18 protein-coding genes and 1 pseudogene are annotated in these 15973 nt (G+C 36.3%); 12 read left to right on the top strand and 7 right to left on the bottom strand.

Going from position 1 to position 15973, the window contains the following annotated elements:
• Window positions 1-28: 28 nt before the first annotated feature.
• Entirely contained in the window at window positions 29-1435 is a 1407-nt protein-coding gene (gene kamA / locus GNT69_RS06915) for a lysine 2,3-aminomutase (RefSeq protein WP_203554237.1), read from the top strand.
• Between the two features lie 2 nt (window positions 1436-1437).
• Window positions 1438-1713 carry a YokU family protein gene (locus GNT69_RS06910; protein ID WP_203554236.1) on the top strand — a complete coding sequence of 92 codons (276 nt, stop codon included), beginning with the start codon at window positions 1438-1440 and terminating at the stop codon, window positions 1711-1713.
• A gap of 87 nt (window positions 1714-1800) precedes the next feature.
• Here the strand turns inward: GNT69_RS06910 and GNT69_RS06905 are convergent, their stop codons facing one another.
• The 4 genes and pseudogenes from GNT69_RS06905 to GNT69_RS06890 all read right to left on the bottom strand — a co-directional run.
• The gene (locus GNT69_RS06905; RefSeq protein ID WP_203554235.1) at window positions 1801-1965 is read right to left on the bottom strand and encodes a hypothetical protein; all 165 of its coding nucleotides are present in this window, start codon (window positions 1963-1965) and stop codon (window positions 1801-1803) included.
• A gap of 266 nt (window positions 1966-2231) precedes the next feature.
• On the bottom strand, window positions 2232-3134 hold the full coding sequence (gene gltC, locus GNT69_RS06900) for a glutamate biosynthesis transcriptional regulator GltC (RefSeq protein WP_203554234.1): 903 nt from the start codon (window positions 3132-3134) through the stop codon (window positions 2232-2234).
• Between the two features lie 163 nt (window positions 3135-3297).
• Entirely contained in the window at window positions 3298-3975 is a 678-nt protein-coding gene (locus tag GNT69_RS06895) for an SOS response-associated peptidase (protein WP_203554233.1), read from the bottom strand.
• Between the two features lie 622 nt (window positions 3976-4597).
• Window positions 4598-4789: pseudogene (locus tag GNT69_RS06890) on the bottom strand (2-isopropylmalate synthase); the annotation flags it as partial.
• A 106-nt stretch (window positions 4790-4895) separates the two neighbouring features.
• On the opposite strand from GNT69_RS06890, the gene GNT69_RS06885 reads away from it, so the two are divergent.
• The 4 genes from GNT69_RS06885 (at window position 4896) to GNT69_RS06870 (ending at window position 9661) form a co-directional block, all read left to right on the top strand.
• The gene (locus GNT69_RS06885; RefSeq protein WP_203554232.1) at window positions 4896-6221 is read left to right on the top strand and encodes a S8 family peptidase; all 1326 of its coding nucleotides are present in this window, start codon (window positions 4896-4898) and stop codon (window positions 6219-6221) included.
• A gap of 192 nt (window positions 6222-6413) precedes the next feature.
• On the top strand, window positions 6414-8093 hold the full coding sequence (locus GNT69_RS06880; RefSeq protein WP_203554231.1) for a glycoside hydrolase family 13 protein: 1680 nt from the start codon (window positions 6414-6416) through the stop codon (window positions 8091-8093).
• Window positions 8094-8249: 156 nt separating this feature from the next.
• A complete protein-coding gene (locus GNT69_RS06875) occupies window positions 8250-9041 on the top strand; it encodes an HAD family hydrolase (RefSeq protein ID WP_203554230.1) in 792 nt (263 codons plus the stop codon).
• A 149-nt stretch (window positions 9042-9190) separates the two neighbouring features.
• Window positions 9191-9661: a BsuPI-related putative proteinase inhibitor gene (locus GNT69_RS06870; protein ID WP_203554229.1), complete on the top strand. Its 471-nt coding sequence runs from the start codon at window positions 9191-9193 to the stop codon at window positions 9659-9661.
• Window positions 9662-9692: 31 nt separating this feature from the next.
• Here the strand turns inward: GNT69_RS06870 and GNT69_RS06865 are convergent, their stop codons facing one another.
• Window positions 9693-10088 (bottom strand): hypothetical protein, encoded by a 396-nt coding sequence (locus GNT69_RS06865; protein ID WP_203554228.1) that lies wholly within the window; start codon window positions 10086-10088, stop codon window positions 9693-9695.
• 375 nt (window positions 10089-10463) lie between these two features.
• Here GNT69_RS06865 and GNT69_RS06860 point away from each other — a divergent pair, with 375 nt between their 5' ends.
• Together GNT69_RS06860 and GNT69_RS06855 are read left to right on the top strand one after the other, a co-directional pair.
• On the top strand, window positions 10464-10685 hold the full coding sequence (locus GNT69_RS06860) for a YozE family protein (RefSeq protein ID WP_203554227.1): 222 nt from the start codon (window positions 10464-10466) through the stop codon (window positions 10683-10685).
• A gap of 147 nt (window positions 10686-10832) precedes the next feature.
• Entirely contained in the window at window positions 10833-11531 is a 699-nt protein-coding gene (locus GNT69_RS06855) for a hypothetical protein (RefSeq protein ID WP_203554226.1), read from the top strand.
• Window positions 11532-11754: 223 nt separating this feature from the next.
• Here the strand turns inward: GNT69_RS06855 and GNT69_RS06850 are convergent, their stop codons facing one another.
• Complete coding sequence (locus GNT69_RS06850; RefSeq protein ID WP_203554225.1) at window positions 11755-11925, bottom strand: hypothetical protein; 171 nt, start codon at window positions 11923-11925, stop codon at window positions 11755-11757.
• A gap of 163 nt (window positions 11926-12088) precedes the next feature.
• Here GNT69_RS06850 and GNT69_RS06845 point away from each other — a divergent pair, with 163 nt between their 5' ends.
• Window positions 12089-12262 carry a YozD family protein gene (locus tag GNT69_RS06845; RefSeq protein ID WP_203554224.1) on the top strand — a complete coding sequence of 58 codons (174 nt, stop codon included), beginning with the start codon at window positions 12089-12091 and terminating at the stop codon, window positions 12260-12262.
• 37 nt (window positions 12263-12299) lie between these two features.
• Here GNT69_RS06845 and GNT69_RS25850 read toward each other — a convergent pair whose 3' ends face one another.
• Window positions 12300-12428 carry a hypothetical protein gene (locus tag GNT69_RS25850; RefSeq protein ID WP_275411184.1) on the bottom strand — a complete coding sequence of 43 codons (129 nt, stop codon included), beginning with the start codon at window positions 12426-12428 and terminating at the stop codon, window positions 12300-12302.
• 180 nt (window positions 12429-12608) lie between these two features.
• Here GNT69_RS25850 and deoD point away from each other — a divergent pair, with 180 nt between their 5' ends.
• From deoD to GNT69_RS06830, 3 genes are all read left to right on the top strand, one after another.
• Window positions 12609-13313, top strand: a complete 705-nt coding sequence (gene deoD, locus GNT69_RS06840; RefSeq protein WP_203554223.1) for a purine-nucleoside phosphorylase — start codon at window positions 12609-12611, stop codon at window positions 13311-13313.
• 129 nt (window positions 13314-13442) lie between these two features.
• Complete coding sequence (locus GNT69_RS06835) at window positions 13443-14255, top strand: M15 family metallopeptidase (RefSeq protein WP_203554222.1); 813 nt, start codon at window positions 13443-13445, stop codon at window positions 14253-14255.
• A 107-nt stretch (window positions 14256-14362) separates the two neighbouring features.
• Window positions 14363-15856 carry a lmo1851 family serine protease gene (locus GNT69_RS06830; protein ID WP_275411183.1) on the top strand — a complete coding sequence of 498 codons (1494 nt, stop codon included), beginning with the start codon at window positions 14363-14365 and terminating at the stop codon, window positions 15854-15856.
• The last annotated feature ends 117 nt before the right edge of the window (window positions 15857-15973 follow it).

Raw genomic sequence — 15973 nt, 5'->3', positions numbered from 1 at the left:
TAGAAACGGATTGAAGGAGGAGTTCGATGTGAAAACATTTTTATATAAACCATCAAGACATTGGAAGGAAATTGAGTTATGGAAAGATGTCACAGATGAACAATGGAATGATTGGCTGTGGCAGTTAACAAATACAATTAGAACATTGGACGATTTGAAAAAGGTGATTCATATAACACCTGAAGAGGAAGAGGGTGTACGAATCGCAACGAAAACGATTCCGTTAAACATTACTCCTTATTATGCTTCGCTAATGAACCCTACTGATCCGAGATGCCCGGTACGTATGCAGTCCGTTCCAATTGGAAAGGAGATTTTGAAGACAAAGTATGATCTAGAGGATCCTCTCCATGAAGATGAAGATTCGCCTGTCCCGGGATTAACACATCGCTACCCTGACCGAGTATTGTTTCTTGTAACGAATCAATGTTCAATGTATTGCCGATATTGTACACGAAGAAGGTTTTCAGGACAAATTGGGATGGGCGTGCCTAAAAAACAACTTGATGCCGCGATACATTATATTCGCGAAACAGAAGAAGTGAGGGATGTGTTGATTTCCGGCGGAGATGGGCTATTAATTAATGACACTATTCTGGAGTATATCCTTAAAAATTTAAGAGAAATTGATCATGTTGAAATCATTCGGATCGGAACGAGAGCACCAGTGGTCTTTCCGCAGAGAATAACCGAAAATTTATGCGATATTTTGAAAAAGTATCACCCAATTTGGTTGAATACCCATTTTAATACGTCGATCGAAATTACTGAGGAATCGAAGAGGGCTTGTGAAATGTTAGCTAATTCCGGGGTGCCTGTTGGGAATCAGGCGGTCATCCTTGCGGGAATAAATGATAGTGTGGCAATTATGAAAAAGCTAATGCATGATCTCGTTAAGATTCGAGTACGGCCGTACTATATTTATCAATGTGATTTGTCTGAAGGAATTGGCCACTTTCGCGCACCGATTTCTAAAGGACTTGAAATTATTGAAGGTTTGCGCGGACATACGAGTGGGTATGCCGTACCTACCTTTGTGATTGATGCCCCCGGGGGTGGTGGGAAAATTTCCCTCCAACCGAATTATTTAATCTCACAAAGTCCAGAAAAAGTGGTTTTAAGGAACTTTGAAGGAGTAATCACTTCCTATCCAGAACCTGAAAACTACGTGCCTGGAAAGGCAGAGGAATATTTCAAAAGAATCTATTCTGATTTTGAAAAATATCACTCCAATGTCGGCATTGCTGCAGTAATGAATGAAAGTCAATTCAATCTCATCCCTGAAAATCTGCAACGGCTGAACAGAAGACATAATTATGAGACAGACCCAACGCATACTTCCTTAAAGGATAAACGGGAAAAGCGTGATAAGTTAAAGAATAAAAAATTCGAGGCACAACAAAAGAAATATCAAGATGGAGGAGAGGGGAAATAAACATGTGTTGCGAATGGTGTTCCTCTAAAAATATCATAAAAGAAGCAGTTCCAGCTTTTTGGGAGTTACCTGATGGTACAAAAGCAATTGAAATTCGAGAGACTCCTTGTATAAGTTGCAATGATTGTGGGATGACTTACCAAGAAGAAGAGACGATTGAACAAATTGAAGAACAACTTCTTTTAATAAATACAGAGACCTTAGAAAAATCACTTACTTTTGATGAGTTAATGAAGAAACCCCGCTTATTAAAAAGGAATTATTTTAAGTTTGATTAATGGTTAAATAAAAATGATGACCAAATCACATCAATTTGGTCATCATTTTTTCATACAATCTATAATCAAATCACTCTTAAAGGTTGTTTATAACGATAAATTCTTTGAGTCTTTGTTTGATATTGGTAGAGAAATCACTTTTCCACCAATTTGGACATGGATGGTATCGTTGAAAATAGCTCTAACAATTCCTTTCAAAGAAATAGTCGAATCCACAGATAGTGTTTCTTTTTCTTGTTTTTCTTTTTTCATCTGTTTATCACCTTCCATAGGGTATTTGGCTAACTTTTTTTTATGGATAGACATGTTACTAAAAGTTATTTAAGAGTGTAGATAAACTCAAAAATGAATTAGATAACACGAAGTGTAGTTCAAGTATTCCATATTATGTGTCTACATGTCAATGAAAAAACACTATATATAGGGTAGTATCCTTCGCTAGAAACAATCTTCTTAATTGTTTATTCACAAATGAATAGAAAAGAACTTAAAATGTATTTAAAGCAATTTTTTTACTTTTACTGAAATTGTTCAAGTACGGTAAAAAACTCTTTAACAAATTGATAAAATAACTTCTCTGAAGGGGCAACTTCTCTATTTTTTGGGACAATGAGGCCAACTGTTCTTTTAACTTGTGGTTCTATGACAGGAATTTTTACAGTAAACCTTGGTGTAGAATCGTACATGGTTGTTTCCGGTAGCAAGGTTATTCCTATTCCTGCCGAGACAAGTCCTTTCAAGGCATCCATATCTTCACCTTCTGAAACAATGTTTGGTCTGAACCCTGCCTCTTGGCAGGCTTCAACGACAATCTTTTGGAGAACATACCCGTTCGGAAAGGAGACAAATGCATCATTACGCAGATCAGTTAATGCAATGCTTTTTCGATCAGCAAGTGGATGGCTTGTGTGTACTAATGCGGATAATTGCTCTGTAAATAGAATATGCCCTTCAAGCGCAGGGTCTCCTTTTGGCACAGGGCCGAGAAAAGCTAAATCAAGATCTCCGTTTTTTACAGCTTCAATTAAGGAGGCGTACGATCCTTGTCGTAAATGAAAAGTGATGTTTGCGTTTTTTTCTCTAAAAGCAGAAATAACTGTTGGTAGTAAATGACTAGCTAAGCTAGATGGGTATCCGACTTTAATTGATCCTATCTCTGGATTTAAATATTCATCGACTTTTTGCTTCGCGTGTTCAATCGATTTTAATGCTATTTTCACATCTGCAAGGAAAGCCTTGCCAATTTGTGTTAGTTTGACATTTCTGCCAACACGTTCAAATAGAGTAACCCCTAATTCATCCTCTAATTTAGAAATTTGTAAGCTTACAGCGGATTGTGCAACATGTAAATGGCTCGCTGCTTCAGTTACATGTTCACGTTCTGCTACTTCAACGAAATAGTGTAATTGCCGCAATTCCATTTTTATCCCCTACCATTCATTTGAAGTCGAGATTAATTTTATATAAATTATATATTGTTTTATATCAATAAGAAAACTTAAAATAATTAAAAAATCTAAAAACAGCTACCTTTAATCGATCAAGATGGCTGTTTTTAGATTTTTAAAAACTTTTATTAACTTTTTAACAAATTTTTCGGATAAGCTCAATAGAATTATTTTTTGGGGAATTAATTAATGAACTCACTTCATATATTTCCATTAAAGCTGAATTAAATGGCTTTAATAATGACTGAAGTCTATTTGGTTCTGTAATCGATGGATTAAGCCAAACTTTTTCATCCTCTCGGTTTAAGATCACAGGCATCCGATGATGAACATCCTTAATGAGTTCATTGGCAGTCGTAGTTATCACCGTACAAGAAAAAATGGATTCTCCATCTGGCGATTGCCACTGCTCCCATAAACCTGCCATTGCAAACAATTCATCGCTCTTTAGCTTAATTCGCATTGGCGTTTTTGTTTGATTCTCATTCCGTTTCCATTCGTAAAAGCTGTCAGCGGGGATAAGACATCGCTTTTTACGATATGCGTGGCGGAAGCTTGGTTTTTCGATCAGCGTTTCTGCTCTAGCATTAATCATTTTATAACCGATTTTGGTTTCTTTTGCCCAAGGTGGAATGAGCCCCCATTTCAAAAAGCCCATTTTATTGATGTTCCCATTATTAATGACTGCAGGGACAGATTGTGATGGGGCGACATTATAGTTCGGAGCGTAATCCGCTTCTAACAGAAATGATTCTATTTCGAATCGACCCATTAATTGTTCAGTTGTAGCAGTTAAAGTAAAACGGCCACACATAATCTCACCTCGATTTAAAAAGCTTTAAGGAATCTTCATTAGGATAAGTATACCTTTAAATGTGTTACAAAGAAAAGTTCGTGCATCTAAGTATTGAAATGAAAATAGACAGTTAAGCTGAAGTATTTTGTATGGTGGGAGAGAATTGATTGGATTTAAAAATAATGACGAAAAGTATTGGAAAATAAAAGAAGGAAAAACTGACAGTATAGGCGTATATAATTAAAAATATTAAATTAGAGGAGTGATGTTATGACAAAACATTATTGCAAATTATGTATGGGGTTTACTGAGGAAACAGAAAGGTGTAATCATTGTGGGAATGAAGAAATTGTGGAGATTGAAATCAACATTCAAAAATAACTTGATCAAAGGATCAAACCGTCCACAATATTAATGTCATTGTTTTTCTACCTTCCACTAATTGCTTCTTAACCTTAATCATTTATCTTATTATATAAAACATAAGAAAACTACGCCTTGTCTATGCGCTTAAGAGCGAAGACAGGGGCGTAGTTTTCTTTTTGTAATCAATTAATTCAACATCTATGGTTAAGGCATTGTCAAACGTTTTTTAAGTGCAGTTCGACCGGGAAGTTTGCCGAGTACTAGTTTTGTTGATAACCGCATCAATGTCTGCTCGATTCGATCTAGCCAGGTTAACAACCATAGGTTTCTTAACCGCTTTTGCCACGCCCCATACAGCAGCTGCATCACCAGGAGAGGCGGCAGCAAATCCTGCCTCGATGACATCAACACCCAGACTTTCTGATCGTAAGGCAATTTCAACCTTTTCCTCCTGGTTTAAATTCACTCCAGGTGATTAAGAGTTTCTATATTTTTCAAAAGGAGGCATGTACCGTTTCCGTCTCTTCTTCCATTGCATAGCATACAGCAAAGCATGTATAAGGAGGATTATTATGTTTGGCTATTCAATGGTACAAATGGTACGAGCATATGCTGATAAACTAGAAAAACCTTTACGAGAGGAAATTTTGACTCTCTATAAACCATTTAAGTGGACTCCATGTTTTATGCACCGTCTATTTGAAGGTTTTTTGAAGTATCAAAGGAAAATCTCGGTCATTATTGAGTTTGAAAAAGGTTGTTTTACTGATGGTTGTCAGGAAGTAAAAAGGGTGATGAACAATCACTTCAGAAATGAAGTAAAAAAAGAATTTGCAAGAATTTCTTGTTGCAGTGCAGATGTCACACCGAAGGGGTTAGAGGATATCCTCTCTAGCTGTAATCATATTAAAAAAGTATATATAAATCGTGAGGTTCGTGCATTGCTTGATGTTGCAGTACCGTCAGCTAATGCGCAAGAGATTAGACGAGCAAATACCGTTTTAACAGGGGAAGGGGTAACGATTGCAGTTATTGATACAGGAATATATCCCCATCTGGATTTATCTGGGAGAATAATAGAATTCAAAGACTTTATTAATAACAGGTCAGATCCATATGATGATAATGGGCATGGAACCCATTGTGCAGGCGATGCCGCTGGAAATGGAGCAGCTTCAGGCTCACGTTACATGGGACCAGCACCAAAAGCAAATGTGATTGGGGTGAAAGTTCTAAATAAATTAGGTTCAGGAACGTTAGAAACAGTCATCGAAGGGATAGAATGGTGTATACAATATAATGAAAACACCACTACAAATAAAATAGATATCATTAGTATGTCTTTAGGAAGTACGGCACAGCGTAATCCATCAGAAAAGGATGATCCGATGGTGAAAATTGTCGATGAAGCATGGGCCTCCGGAATTGTCGTCTGTGCAGCAGCTGGCAATGAAGGCCCAGAACCAAGAACAATTGCCAGTCCGGGGATTAGTAGGGCTATTATTACAGTAGGAGCATTGGATGATCGAGACACACTTGAAACAAGGGCCGATGATGATGTTGCTAGTTTTTCGAGTAGAGGGCCGACTATATACAATGTCATAAAACCTGATATTCTTGCTCCAGGTGTAAGTATCATTTCTTTACGTTCCCCGAATTCTTATTTAGATAAAACCCAAAAATCGAGTCGAGTTGGAACGGATTATTTTGTGTTATCAGGAACTTCAATGGCGACTCCAATTTGTGCCGGTGTTGTTGCCTTAATGAAACAGCAAAACCCGAGTCTTTCACCATTAGAAATAAAAAACTTATTAAAGACTGGCCCTATTCTATGGAATAATCGAGACCCAAATGTTTATGGTGCGGGGTATATTGATGCTGAGAGATCAATTCCATGAAAAGATGTGCTCAACATTGTTTTCAAATTGAATATATGGGTAAATAAAAAGGATAAAACAAAGAGAAACATTTCGTTTTAAATTAGGCAATTTTAAATTGTCTCTTTTCTTTTATTATGGTCGTAATTGTAGATACATTCATTGTATTAGCAAATGTTCATTTCGATTGTGTGATATACAGGAGGGCCAATTATGAAAAAAAAATGGTGGAAGGAAGCAGTTGCCTATCAAATTTATCCAAGAAGTTTTATGGATTCAAATGGTGATGGAATTGGCGATCTTCAAGGGATTATCTCTAAATTAGATTATTTAAAAGACTTGGGAATTAATGTGATTTGGATTAGCCCGATTTACACTTCGCCCAACGATGATAACGGGTACGATATTAGTGATTATAAAGGGATACTGGAAGATTACGGTACGATGTCTGACTTTGATGAATTATTGGAAGCAGTACATGAGAGAAAGATGAAATTAATTATGGATTTAGTTATCAATCATACTTCAGATGAACATCCTTGGTTTATTGAATCTCGTTCTTCAAAAACGAATCGATTTCGCAAATATTATATTTGGCATCCAGGGAAAAATGGGGGGGAACCAAATAATTGGGAATCGATCTTTGGCGGTTCCGTTTGGGAATTTGACGAGCATACAAAAGAATACTATATGCATATTTTTTCCCGACGCCAACCGGATTTAAACTGGGAAAATCCACAGATGCGCTGCGAATTATACGAGATGATCAATTGGTGGCTCGATAAAGGGATTGATGGTTTTCGAGTGGATGCGATTTCTCATATTAAGAAAGCCCCAGGTTTTCCTGATTTACCGAATCCTCATAACCTAAAATATGTCCCGTCTTATAAAGGTCATATGAATCATGTAGGGATTCAAGAGTTTTTACAAGAACTAAAGCGAGAAACTTTTGCTAAATATGACATCATGACAGTTGGCGAGGCAAATGGTGTTGCGGCAAGTGAAGCAAATAAATGGGTGGGAGAAGATGAGGGAATATTCAACATGATTTTCCAATTCGAGCATCTCGACTTATGGGGGAAAAGTACGACAGGAGGAATTGATATTCATGCTCTTAAAGAGACTTTCCACCGTTGGCAGACCAACCTAGATGGTGTCGGTTGGAATGCGCTGTTCTTGGAGAATCATGATCAGCCTCGGTCTGTATCAACCTGGGGAGATAGTAGACGTTTTCGGGTGGAATCAGGAAAATCACTTGCAACTCTCTATTTCCTAATGCAGGGAACACCTTTTATTTATCAAGGACAAGAAATTGGGATGACAAATGTAAAGTTTTCTACGATTGATGAATATCAAGATATCGCTATTAAAAATTTGTATCAAGCTGGAATTGCAGAAGGGAAGAGTCATGATGAACTAATGCAGATTATCTGGAAAAACGGTCGAGATAATGCTAGAACACCTATGCAATGGACTGATGAAAAGAATGCAGGTTTTACAAGTGGTACTCCCTGGTTAAAGATAAATCCAAATTATAAAGAGATCAATGTCAAAAAAGAGCTAGCAGATCCAAATTCAATTTATACTTATTATAAAAAACTTATTGAAATTCGCAAAAAGAAAAGTAGCCTCCTGTATGGGAGTTTTAAATTAATTTTAGCTGAACATGAGTATATTTTTTCCTATTTGCGTGTATTGAATGATGAAATAATCTTAGTTATCACGAACCTCTTTCCAGTAGAAACTGAATTTCTACTTCCAGAAGAGATCAAATATGAAAAGGCGGAATTGCTTTTAAATAATTACTCAGTAAGTACGAAAGATAATCATACAAGATTTACATTAAGACCGTTTGAAGCAAGAGTGTATCAACTAGACAAACAGGCTAAATAGGAATCCTTATATACAACGATGTTTGTGCCCGGTAAAAAACTCTGGGCACATTTTTTTCGCTGAGTTTTAAAATGTTATCGTGAAATATATATTCAATTTATTTGAAAAATGGTAAACTATTAAACAGATGAAATTAAAAAATAAGTGAGGATAAACATGATTAAAGCGATTTTCTTTGATTTAGACGATACACTTCTTTGGGATCAAAAAAGCATAAAAGAAGCATTTGTTGCTACTTGTAAACTTGCAGAGGAACGTTATGGGCTTAATCCAGATCAGTTTGAAGCCGTTGTTCGGGAAACAGCACGTAACCTTTATTCTTCTTATGAGACATTTCCTTTTACACAAATGATTGGGATCAATCCATTTGAAGGATTGTGGGGGAATTTCTTAGATGACCATGAGGAATTTAAGAAAATGAAAGAAATGGCCCCGAATTATCGCAAGGATGCTTGGACGAATGGATTAAAGGTGCTGGGAATTGATGACCCAGAGTTCGGTTATGAATTAGCTGAACGTTTTCCTGAAGAAAGAAAGAAGCACCCGATTGTGTACGATGAAACTTTCCAAACGTTAGACAAGTTAAAAGGGGAGTACCAACTACTTCTTTTAACGAACGGTTCACCAGATCTTCAAAAAACGAAACTTGAAATTACCTCTGAACTTGTTCCCTACTTTGATCAAATTGTTATTTCTGGCGACTACGGTAAAGGGAAGCCAGATTCGGGGATTTTTGAGCATGCTTTATCTCTATTATCTGTGAATAAGGATGAAGTCATTATGGTTGGGGATAATTTAATGACGGATATATTAGGAGCAAATCGAACAGGCATTAAATCGGTTTGGATTAATCGCCATAATAAAGAAAGAAATGAAGTAATCCCAACATACGAGATTAAACATTTGGAAGAACTTTATCCGATTTTAGAAGAATTAAATACGAAGTAGTACTAATCTGAACTCATAAACAGCCATAAATAAGAGTACTCCTCTTGTTTATGGCTGTTTTCATCATGAATTAAAATGTAACTTCTGCACCTTTGCTTCCGTCTTATTATATAGAACTTAAAAAAGATGATAAAAAGGGGAAAATGAAAATGACCAAGAGGAAGTGGTTAGGGATGGTTCTGTCAATGCTAATCTTTGGGCTAATGTCAGGATGTGGAACCGGGGTAGGAACAGGTGGAACATTAGACGAACAGAATAAAAATGAACATCAGAAACAACTTCAACCTGAAATCGAGATAATCGAAAAGACAGATGAAATGTTTATTAAATACACTGTAAAAAATCGAACTGGTGAGGATGTCAAGTTAACATTTCCAAGCGGATTACAGGCTGATTATATTATCTATGATGAGAATGATAAAAAAATAATGCAATATTCGGATGACATTTTCTCCACACAAGCGATTCAAGAAGTAACCTTAACAAATAATGAAGCCTTAGAAAATACATTTACCATTCCAAATCTTTACGTTGGTTCGTTTAAAATTGAAGTTTTCTTGACAGCTCAAGAAGATCAGGCTAAGGTTGTTTCCAATTTGCTCGCAAGCAATTCAAATTAACCAAACATCCATCCAGTTGGATGGGTTTTGGTTAGGTAACAAGGTCGTACGAGCATTCTTTTTCATTCCAGTTAAACACTCCTTCGTGTAACTGAATCGTGGTTGAAAAAGGGGGAGGACTTTTTCTCGACTGTTGTTGATTTATCATATTTATATAATTCATTCTAATTGGGAGTAAATCTTTTTTTGTGGCTAAACGGATAACCATTTCCATCGTTATTTCCTGTTCTTTAATATTATTTGCTTTACAAATGTATTCTTGAAACTTTTTATTGTAGCGGATCATCTTGGATAAATCTTCAATAAATGCGACTCCGAAAACATCTTTAATCACATTTTCATATTTTACTTCTGTTTCTGAAGCGATTTTTTCAATGCCAGATTCTGGGTTTTGTAAATAATAAATCTTTTCTATATGAATGCCCATTGTTGTCACCCTTTCAATAAATCATACGTCTATTATTGTTCTAATTAAGTAAAATGTTGTAAATCAAACGCATATTTTGCAATCGTTAAACGAAAATGTTATATTAATAACTTTAATATATTATATCATATAATTTTTGCTAATAGTGGAGCTGGTGTGATGGTTTTTTTAGTAGGTAGAAACACGAGCGGATTTTTTAACGTTCATTCGTGTACAATGGAGGTCTCCTAATAAAAATTTAGTTTGTGCTCGCAATGATCATCGCCATTTACTTTGCGAATGAACTTGATTTAAAAGTTATTGTAGGACTCTCTTGTCGTCGGATTATCCTATCGTTTATAGTTAATATATTAACTTGATAAAAGGGCGTTTGTTATGTATAAAAGTTTTTATCATTTTTTAATGAAGTATCGGCATCCAAAGCCAAAAGATACAATTAGTCAATTTGCGAATAACGTGTACGATGATCATGGTTTTCCTAGAAATTCAGAGGATTATCATGAAATTAGTTCCTATCTAGAATTTAATGGACAATATCTTGAAACGATGACTATCTTTGATGATGCATGGGAGCTTTATGTGCAGTCAGAGCGATAGAGGGAACTTTTTAAGAATAGCGTCTAAATGTCTTTTTTAAAAAAGATGTTTAGGCGCTTTTTCTTTTTAAGTGCGTGTCGATTCACCTTCTTTGAGCATATAATGTGGTAATAAAATTCACGACGCATCATTGAGAGGATGGAGGAAATGGGAAAACGAAAAGAACCGAAATATAAAATCGGTGATACAGTCGTGATCACACAATATGGAACAGTGGGGAAAGTAACAAATGTGAAAAAGCTCGATGGCCAATATATGTATGAGATTAATAATGGCCAGGGGTTATATTTGGAATCAAGCCTCCAACCGTTAGATGAATATGAAGGTAAGCTCCTTGAGAAAGAGCATATTGATATAGAATATAAATTTTTCTTCGGTGACGTGGTCCAAGTAAAGGGCTATGGTTCCGATTTATTTAAAATTGTTGGATTTCGAACTGAAATTTGGCGTTACAAGGAGGACTCTTGGGAAGATGTTATTTATGAACTTTCCCGAATAAAGGATGGGGAATGGCTTGAAGCCGGGGAAGAGGAGTTAACACTTATCGCAGACGCTGAAAGTGCTGATGTTTTCATTCAGAAGTTAGGCTTATTATTTTCATCAGAAAAGAAAGCATTACCAAAACCAGAAAATAAAAAGCAAACTTCGACGAAACAAAAAGCGGAAAAAGAGGAGTTGCGAAAAAAAAACATGAAACAGACTTTAATTGACAGCATGCTCGATATTTATAATGACTATAAAATCTTGTATTTATGGTTTGGAGATGAAGAGTATGCGCATGTCATGAAAGTTGTCTTGCGTAAGCTTTCCGTAATCGTGAACAACGACGGAAAGAGTCATGTTTAATACACTTTGTAGTCATTATCGTGGCGCTTATTTCTGTTGGGGTCTATATTAGAGGCTTTGCTTAGATTCATATGCTATACACCTATCATCTTATTTTGATGATAGTTTTTTTATGAGCTGGATATGTTTTATATAGACTTGTCTCACGAAATGTATGATCAGGTAATCAATGTGGTTTTAAGAAAACTTTCTGTGAATGTGAATAATGACGGGGAAGCCATGTTTAAAGAAGTTTAAAAAATTGGCTTAAGACAAATAGAAAAAAAGGAATTCCTAAAAATAAGATAAACTTGAACAAAAATTCTGTTCCTTTTCCAATTGCTTCAATTACATTGCTTTCCTCGCGATTAAGGTCTTGTGTTATGGCTCGAGCTACCAATTTTATTGCTTCCATCCAATCACTCCTTTTTAAAATATAGTAAAGTGTATGCTTGTCTATTTTGTCGTAGACCAGTATAGTTAAATTTCCTTTTCTTTTTTAATTAATGAACAATTAATTGTTAATAGGAATGAAAAATTGCTCACCCACATACATTCTGTAAAAAGGGGGCGATTCTATGAGGGAGATTGAAGTAATTATTGATACGGAAGAAATTGCAGAATTTTTCTTTCATGAGCTAGTTAGAAGGGGATACGTTCCCAACGAAGAGGAACTGGAGGAAATAGCTGATATTACCTTCGAATACCTATTAGATAAATGTATCATTGATGAAGAAGTTGAAAATGATTAGGAAGGCGAGCGGAGTTGCTCGCCTTTTATAATGTTCTTTACCTTTTTCTTTTTCGAGCCGATTCAATTTCTTTCGCGTGTGCCTCATGTTCGGCAACAATCGCTTCAGGAGGAATGTGATTGTTTTTTTTAGGTGAGTTTATTCGATTGCGATGCTTCTTTCCCATTAAGATCACTCCTTTCAGTTAAAATGAATCTATACAGAATCTAACCAATCATGTTGGGTAAAGCTATATTTAGCTTAACCCACTCGCAGAAAATTAACTTCTAGTAATTTTTCCAGTGTATGGTTGGTTATGGTATGATTTGATAAGATGTAACTGTGTAAACTGATGGAGGGTTCGATGATGAGTATACATATTAATGCAAAAGAAAATGAAATAGCTGAAATTGTTCTGCTTCCTGGTGATCCGCTAAGGGCAAAATACATTGCTGAAACTTTTCTAGAGGATGCTAAATTATATAATGAAGTTCGAAATATGTTTGGCTATACTGGCACATATAAAGGCAAACGAATTTCCGTTCAAGGAACTGGAATGGGGGTGCCGTCTATTTCCATCTACATAAATGAATTGATGAACAGTTATAATGTTCAGACATTAGTTCGAGTGGGAACTTGTGGCGCCATTCAGAAGGATGTAAAAGTAAGAGATGTAATTCTTGCAATGAGTGCGTCCACTGATTCTCAAATGAATCGCTTAACCTTTGGAGGGGTTGATTTTGCTCCAACTGCAGATTTTGACCTAATGTTGAAAGCGTATAATTCGGGTTTAGAAAAAGGCTTAAACTTAAAAGCAGGAAATGTGTTTACTGCTGATCATTTTTATAATGATAATGCGGAACTAGAAAAGTGGGCAAAATATAAAATCCTCGCTGTGGAAATGGAGACTGCAGCACTGTATACATTAGCAGCTAAATTTGACCGCCGTGCTCTCTCTGTTCTGACTGTTAGTGATCATATACTAACTGGAGAAGAAACGACAGCAAAAGAACGTCAGACTACATTTAGTGATATGATTGAAGTTGCCCTTGAGGCAGTAATTAAAGAGTAAGAAATTGTCCCTTTCCATATGATGGAGAGGGATTTTTAATCAATCATAAAAGTAGTTCCTGCCATTTAGAAGACAAACATGTTAAGATATAGACATTGTTTTTTTAGTAAAAAGATAGGTGGATTTAGTATGAAGAATATTGTTTTAGTTGTTTTTTTCACTTTCCTTTTTTTATCAGGTTGTTCGCAACAGGAAATAGCAGACAAAACCCCATTTTTAGGCGAAACAGGGTTGAAACAAATTTCTCCGGATGAAACGAAGATTGCTGGTTCGGATGGAATACCTGGGAATGACGGTCCAGTGTTAGAGGCTGTTTATTTTAATGAGGTGAAACCGGTTGATGGAAAGAAAGTTATCCAAAACCCAGATAATATACTAGTTTTGGTAAACAGAACTTATAGTTTGTCTGCAGACTATATTCCTAGTGATTTAGTAAGACCGAATGTTCCATTTTCTTTTGGAAATCAAGAGGTTGAAAAGAGCTTACTGCGGGAAGAAGCGGCAACGGCACTCGAAGAGATGTTCACCGCTGCTGAAGAAAGTGGGCTTGAATTGTTTGCCGTTTCCGGATATCGGTCATTCAGTAGACAAGATCAAATTCACCAGGCAGAAGTTTATAATGTTGGTGAAGGAAATGCTGTAGAGGCCGTGGCAGTGCCAGGGAATAGTGAGCATCAGACTGGTTTGGCGATGGACATATCTGCTAGGAGTGTTGGTTTGAGATTAACCGAGGAGTTAGGGGAGACAAAAGAAGGAAAATGGCTCGCAAATAATGCTCATCATTTTGGCTTTATCCTTCGCTATCCGGAAGGAAAGGAAGAGATAACAGGGTATATTTATGAACCATGGCATTTTAGGTATGTTGGACGGAAAGCAGCGAAAGAGATTCAGCAAAATAATTGGACACTTGAAGAGTATTTTGAAAAAGTCAGAAAGATTTAGGCTGACAAATGGCGCATTTAATTTTCCTGTTTTTTTTATAGTAAAAATGATATTCTAAAAATTAAGGGTTTTAACACTAAGTTTAAGTTTTGAAAGTGGTGAACGGATTGGATCAAGAGAATAATAAGAATGCAGACGTAGAAGAAAAGAGTCTTGCAGATATAGGAGAAACGGAACCAAAACAAAACTTTGTCTTTATAAAAAAATTCCATTTAGTCATGCTTATGTTTTTTATTGTTTTTTTAACAGCAGGAATAACGACATTTGCTTTGGCCTTTGGTGATGATGAAAAGGCAGTAAGAATTGTACAAGATCGACAAGAATTCACAAAATTATACGATGCATATGATACACTACGAGAAAATTATTATATCGAAGTCGATAAGGAAAAGCTAATTGACGGTGCAATTAATGGGATGATTGAGTCTTTAGATGATCCTTATTCCGATTATATGAGCCAAGAAGATGCGAAAAAATTCCATGAAAGTATTTCCGCTTCTTTTGAAGGAATCGGTGCTGAAATCCAGGCTAGAGATGGATATATTGTCATCGTCTCACCGTTAAAGGGGTCACCTGCAGAAAAGGCTGGTCTGTTACCAGAAGATGTAATTCTTTCGGTTGATGGAGAAAGTATCCAAGGTATGACAACAACAGAAGCGGTTGCGTTAATACGGGGAGAAAAAGGGACAAAAGTAAAGTTAACGATTAAACGTGCGGATGCAGACCCGACAGATGTTACGATCACCCGTGATACGATTCCGATTGAAACGGTTTACGGAGAAATGATTGATGGAGAGATAGGACAAGTACAAATTACGAATTTTTCAGAACATACGTATGATGAACTTGTTGTTGTGTTAAAGGATCTTCAAGATCAAGGGATGAAAGGTCTTGTACTTGATTTACGCCAAAACCCTGGTGGACTACTAGACCAAGCACTAAAAATTACTAGTTTATTTGTACCTGCAGGCGAGGTTATTTTTCAAGTAGAGGATAAGGAGAAGAATATAGAGGAATTCTCTTCCGCAGGGAATGGACCAATCGATTTCCCCCTTGTGGTCTTGGTTGATAAAGGAAGTGCAAGTGCCTCTGAAATTCTTGCAGGAGCCGTTAGTGAATCTACAGGAGTTCCATTAATAGGTCAAACAACATTTGGAAAAGGGACAGTTCAGCGGGCTGAAAATTTCCGCGACGGGTCAAATATTAAACTCACAACCGATAAATGGCTCACCCCGAATGGAAATTGGATTCATCAGAAGGGAATAAAGCCCGATTATGAAGTTGACTTACCAGAGTATGCATCCTTACCATTTATTGACCCTGAAGCTGAATTAACAGTATCAATAGCATCCGAACAAGTAAAATCAGCTCAAACAATGTTGCAAGTTCTTGGGTATAACCCAGGTCGGGAAGATGGCTTTTTTGATGAGAAAACGAGTGAAGCTGTAAAACAATTTCAGAAAGATCGTGAATTAGAAGTGACAGGCGTTTTAACTGGAAGCTCTACACTTGAGCTTATGTCAGCTGTGCGTAATAAAATGATTGAAGATGATCCGCAAATGAAAAAAGCGATCGAAGTATTAAAAAAAGAAATGAAGTAAACGGAGGCAGGCTAAAAACCAATGGTTTTTAAGCCTGTCTTTTTTGTTGGTGAGAAACAATAAACAGTCGAATAGCGTGCCTAGAAAATGGTTAAACTTTCAACGCAGACTCAAAAA

It is taken from the genome of Bacillus sp. B15-48, assembly GCF_016879755.1.
Taxonomy (GTDB): Bacteria; Bacillota; Bacilli; order Bacillales; family Cytobacillaceae; genus Mesobacillus_B.
Note: the sequence above shows the minus strand (reverse complement) of the source record. Positions and strands in the feature narration are given on the sequence as shown.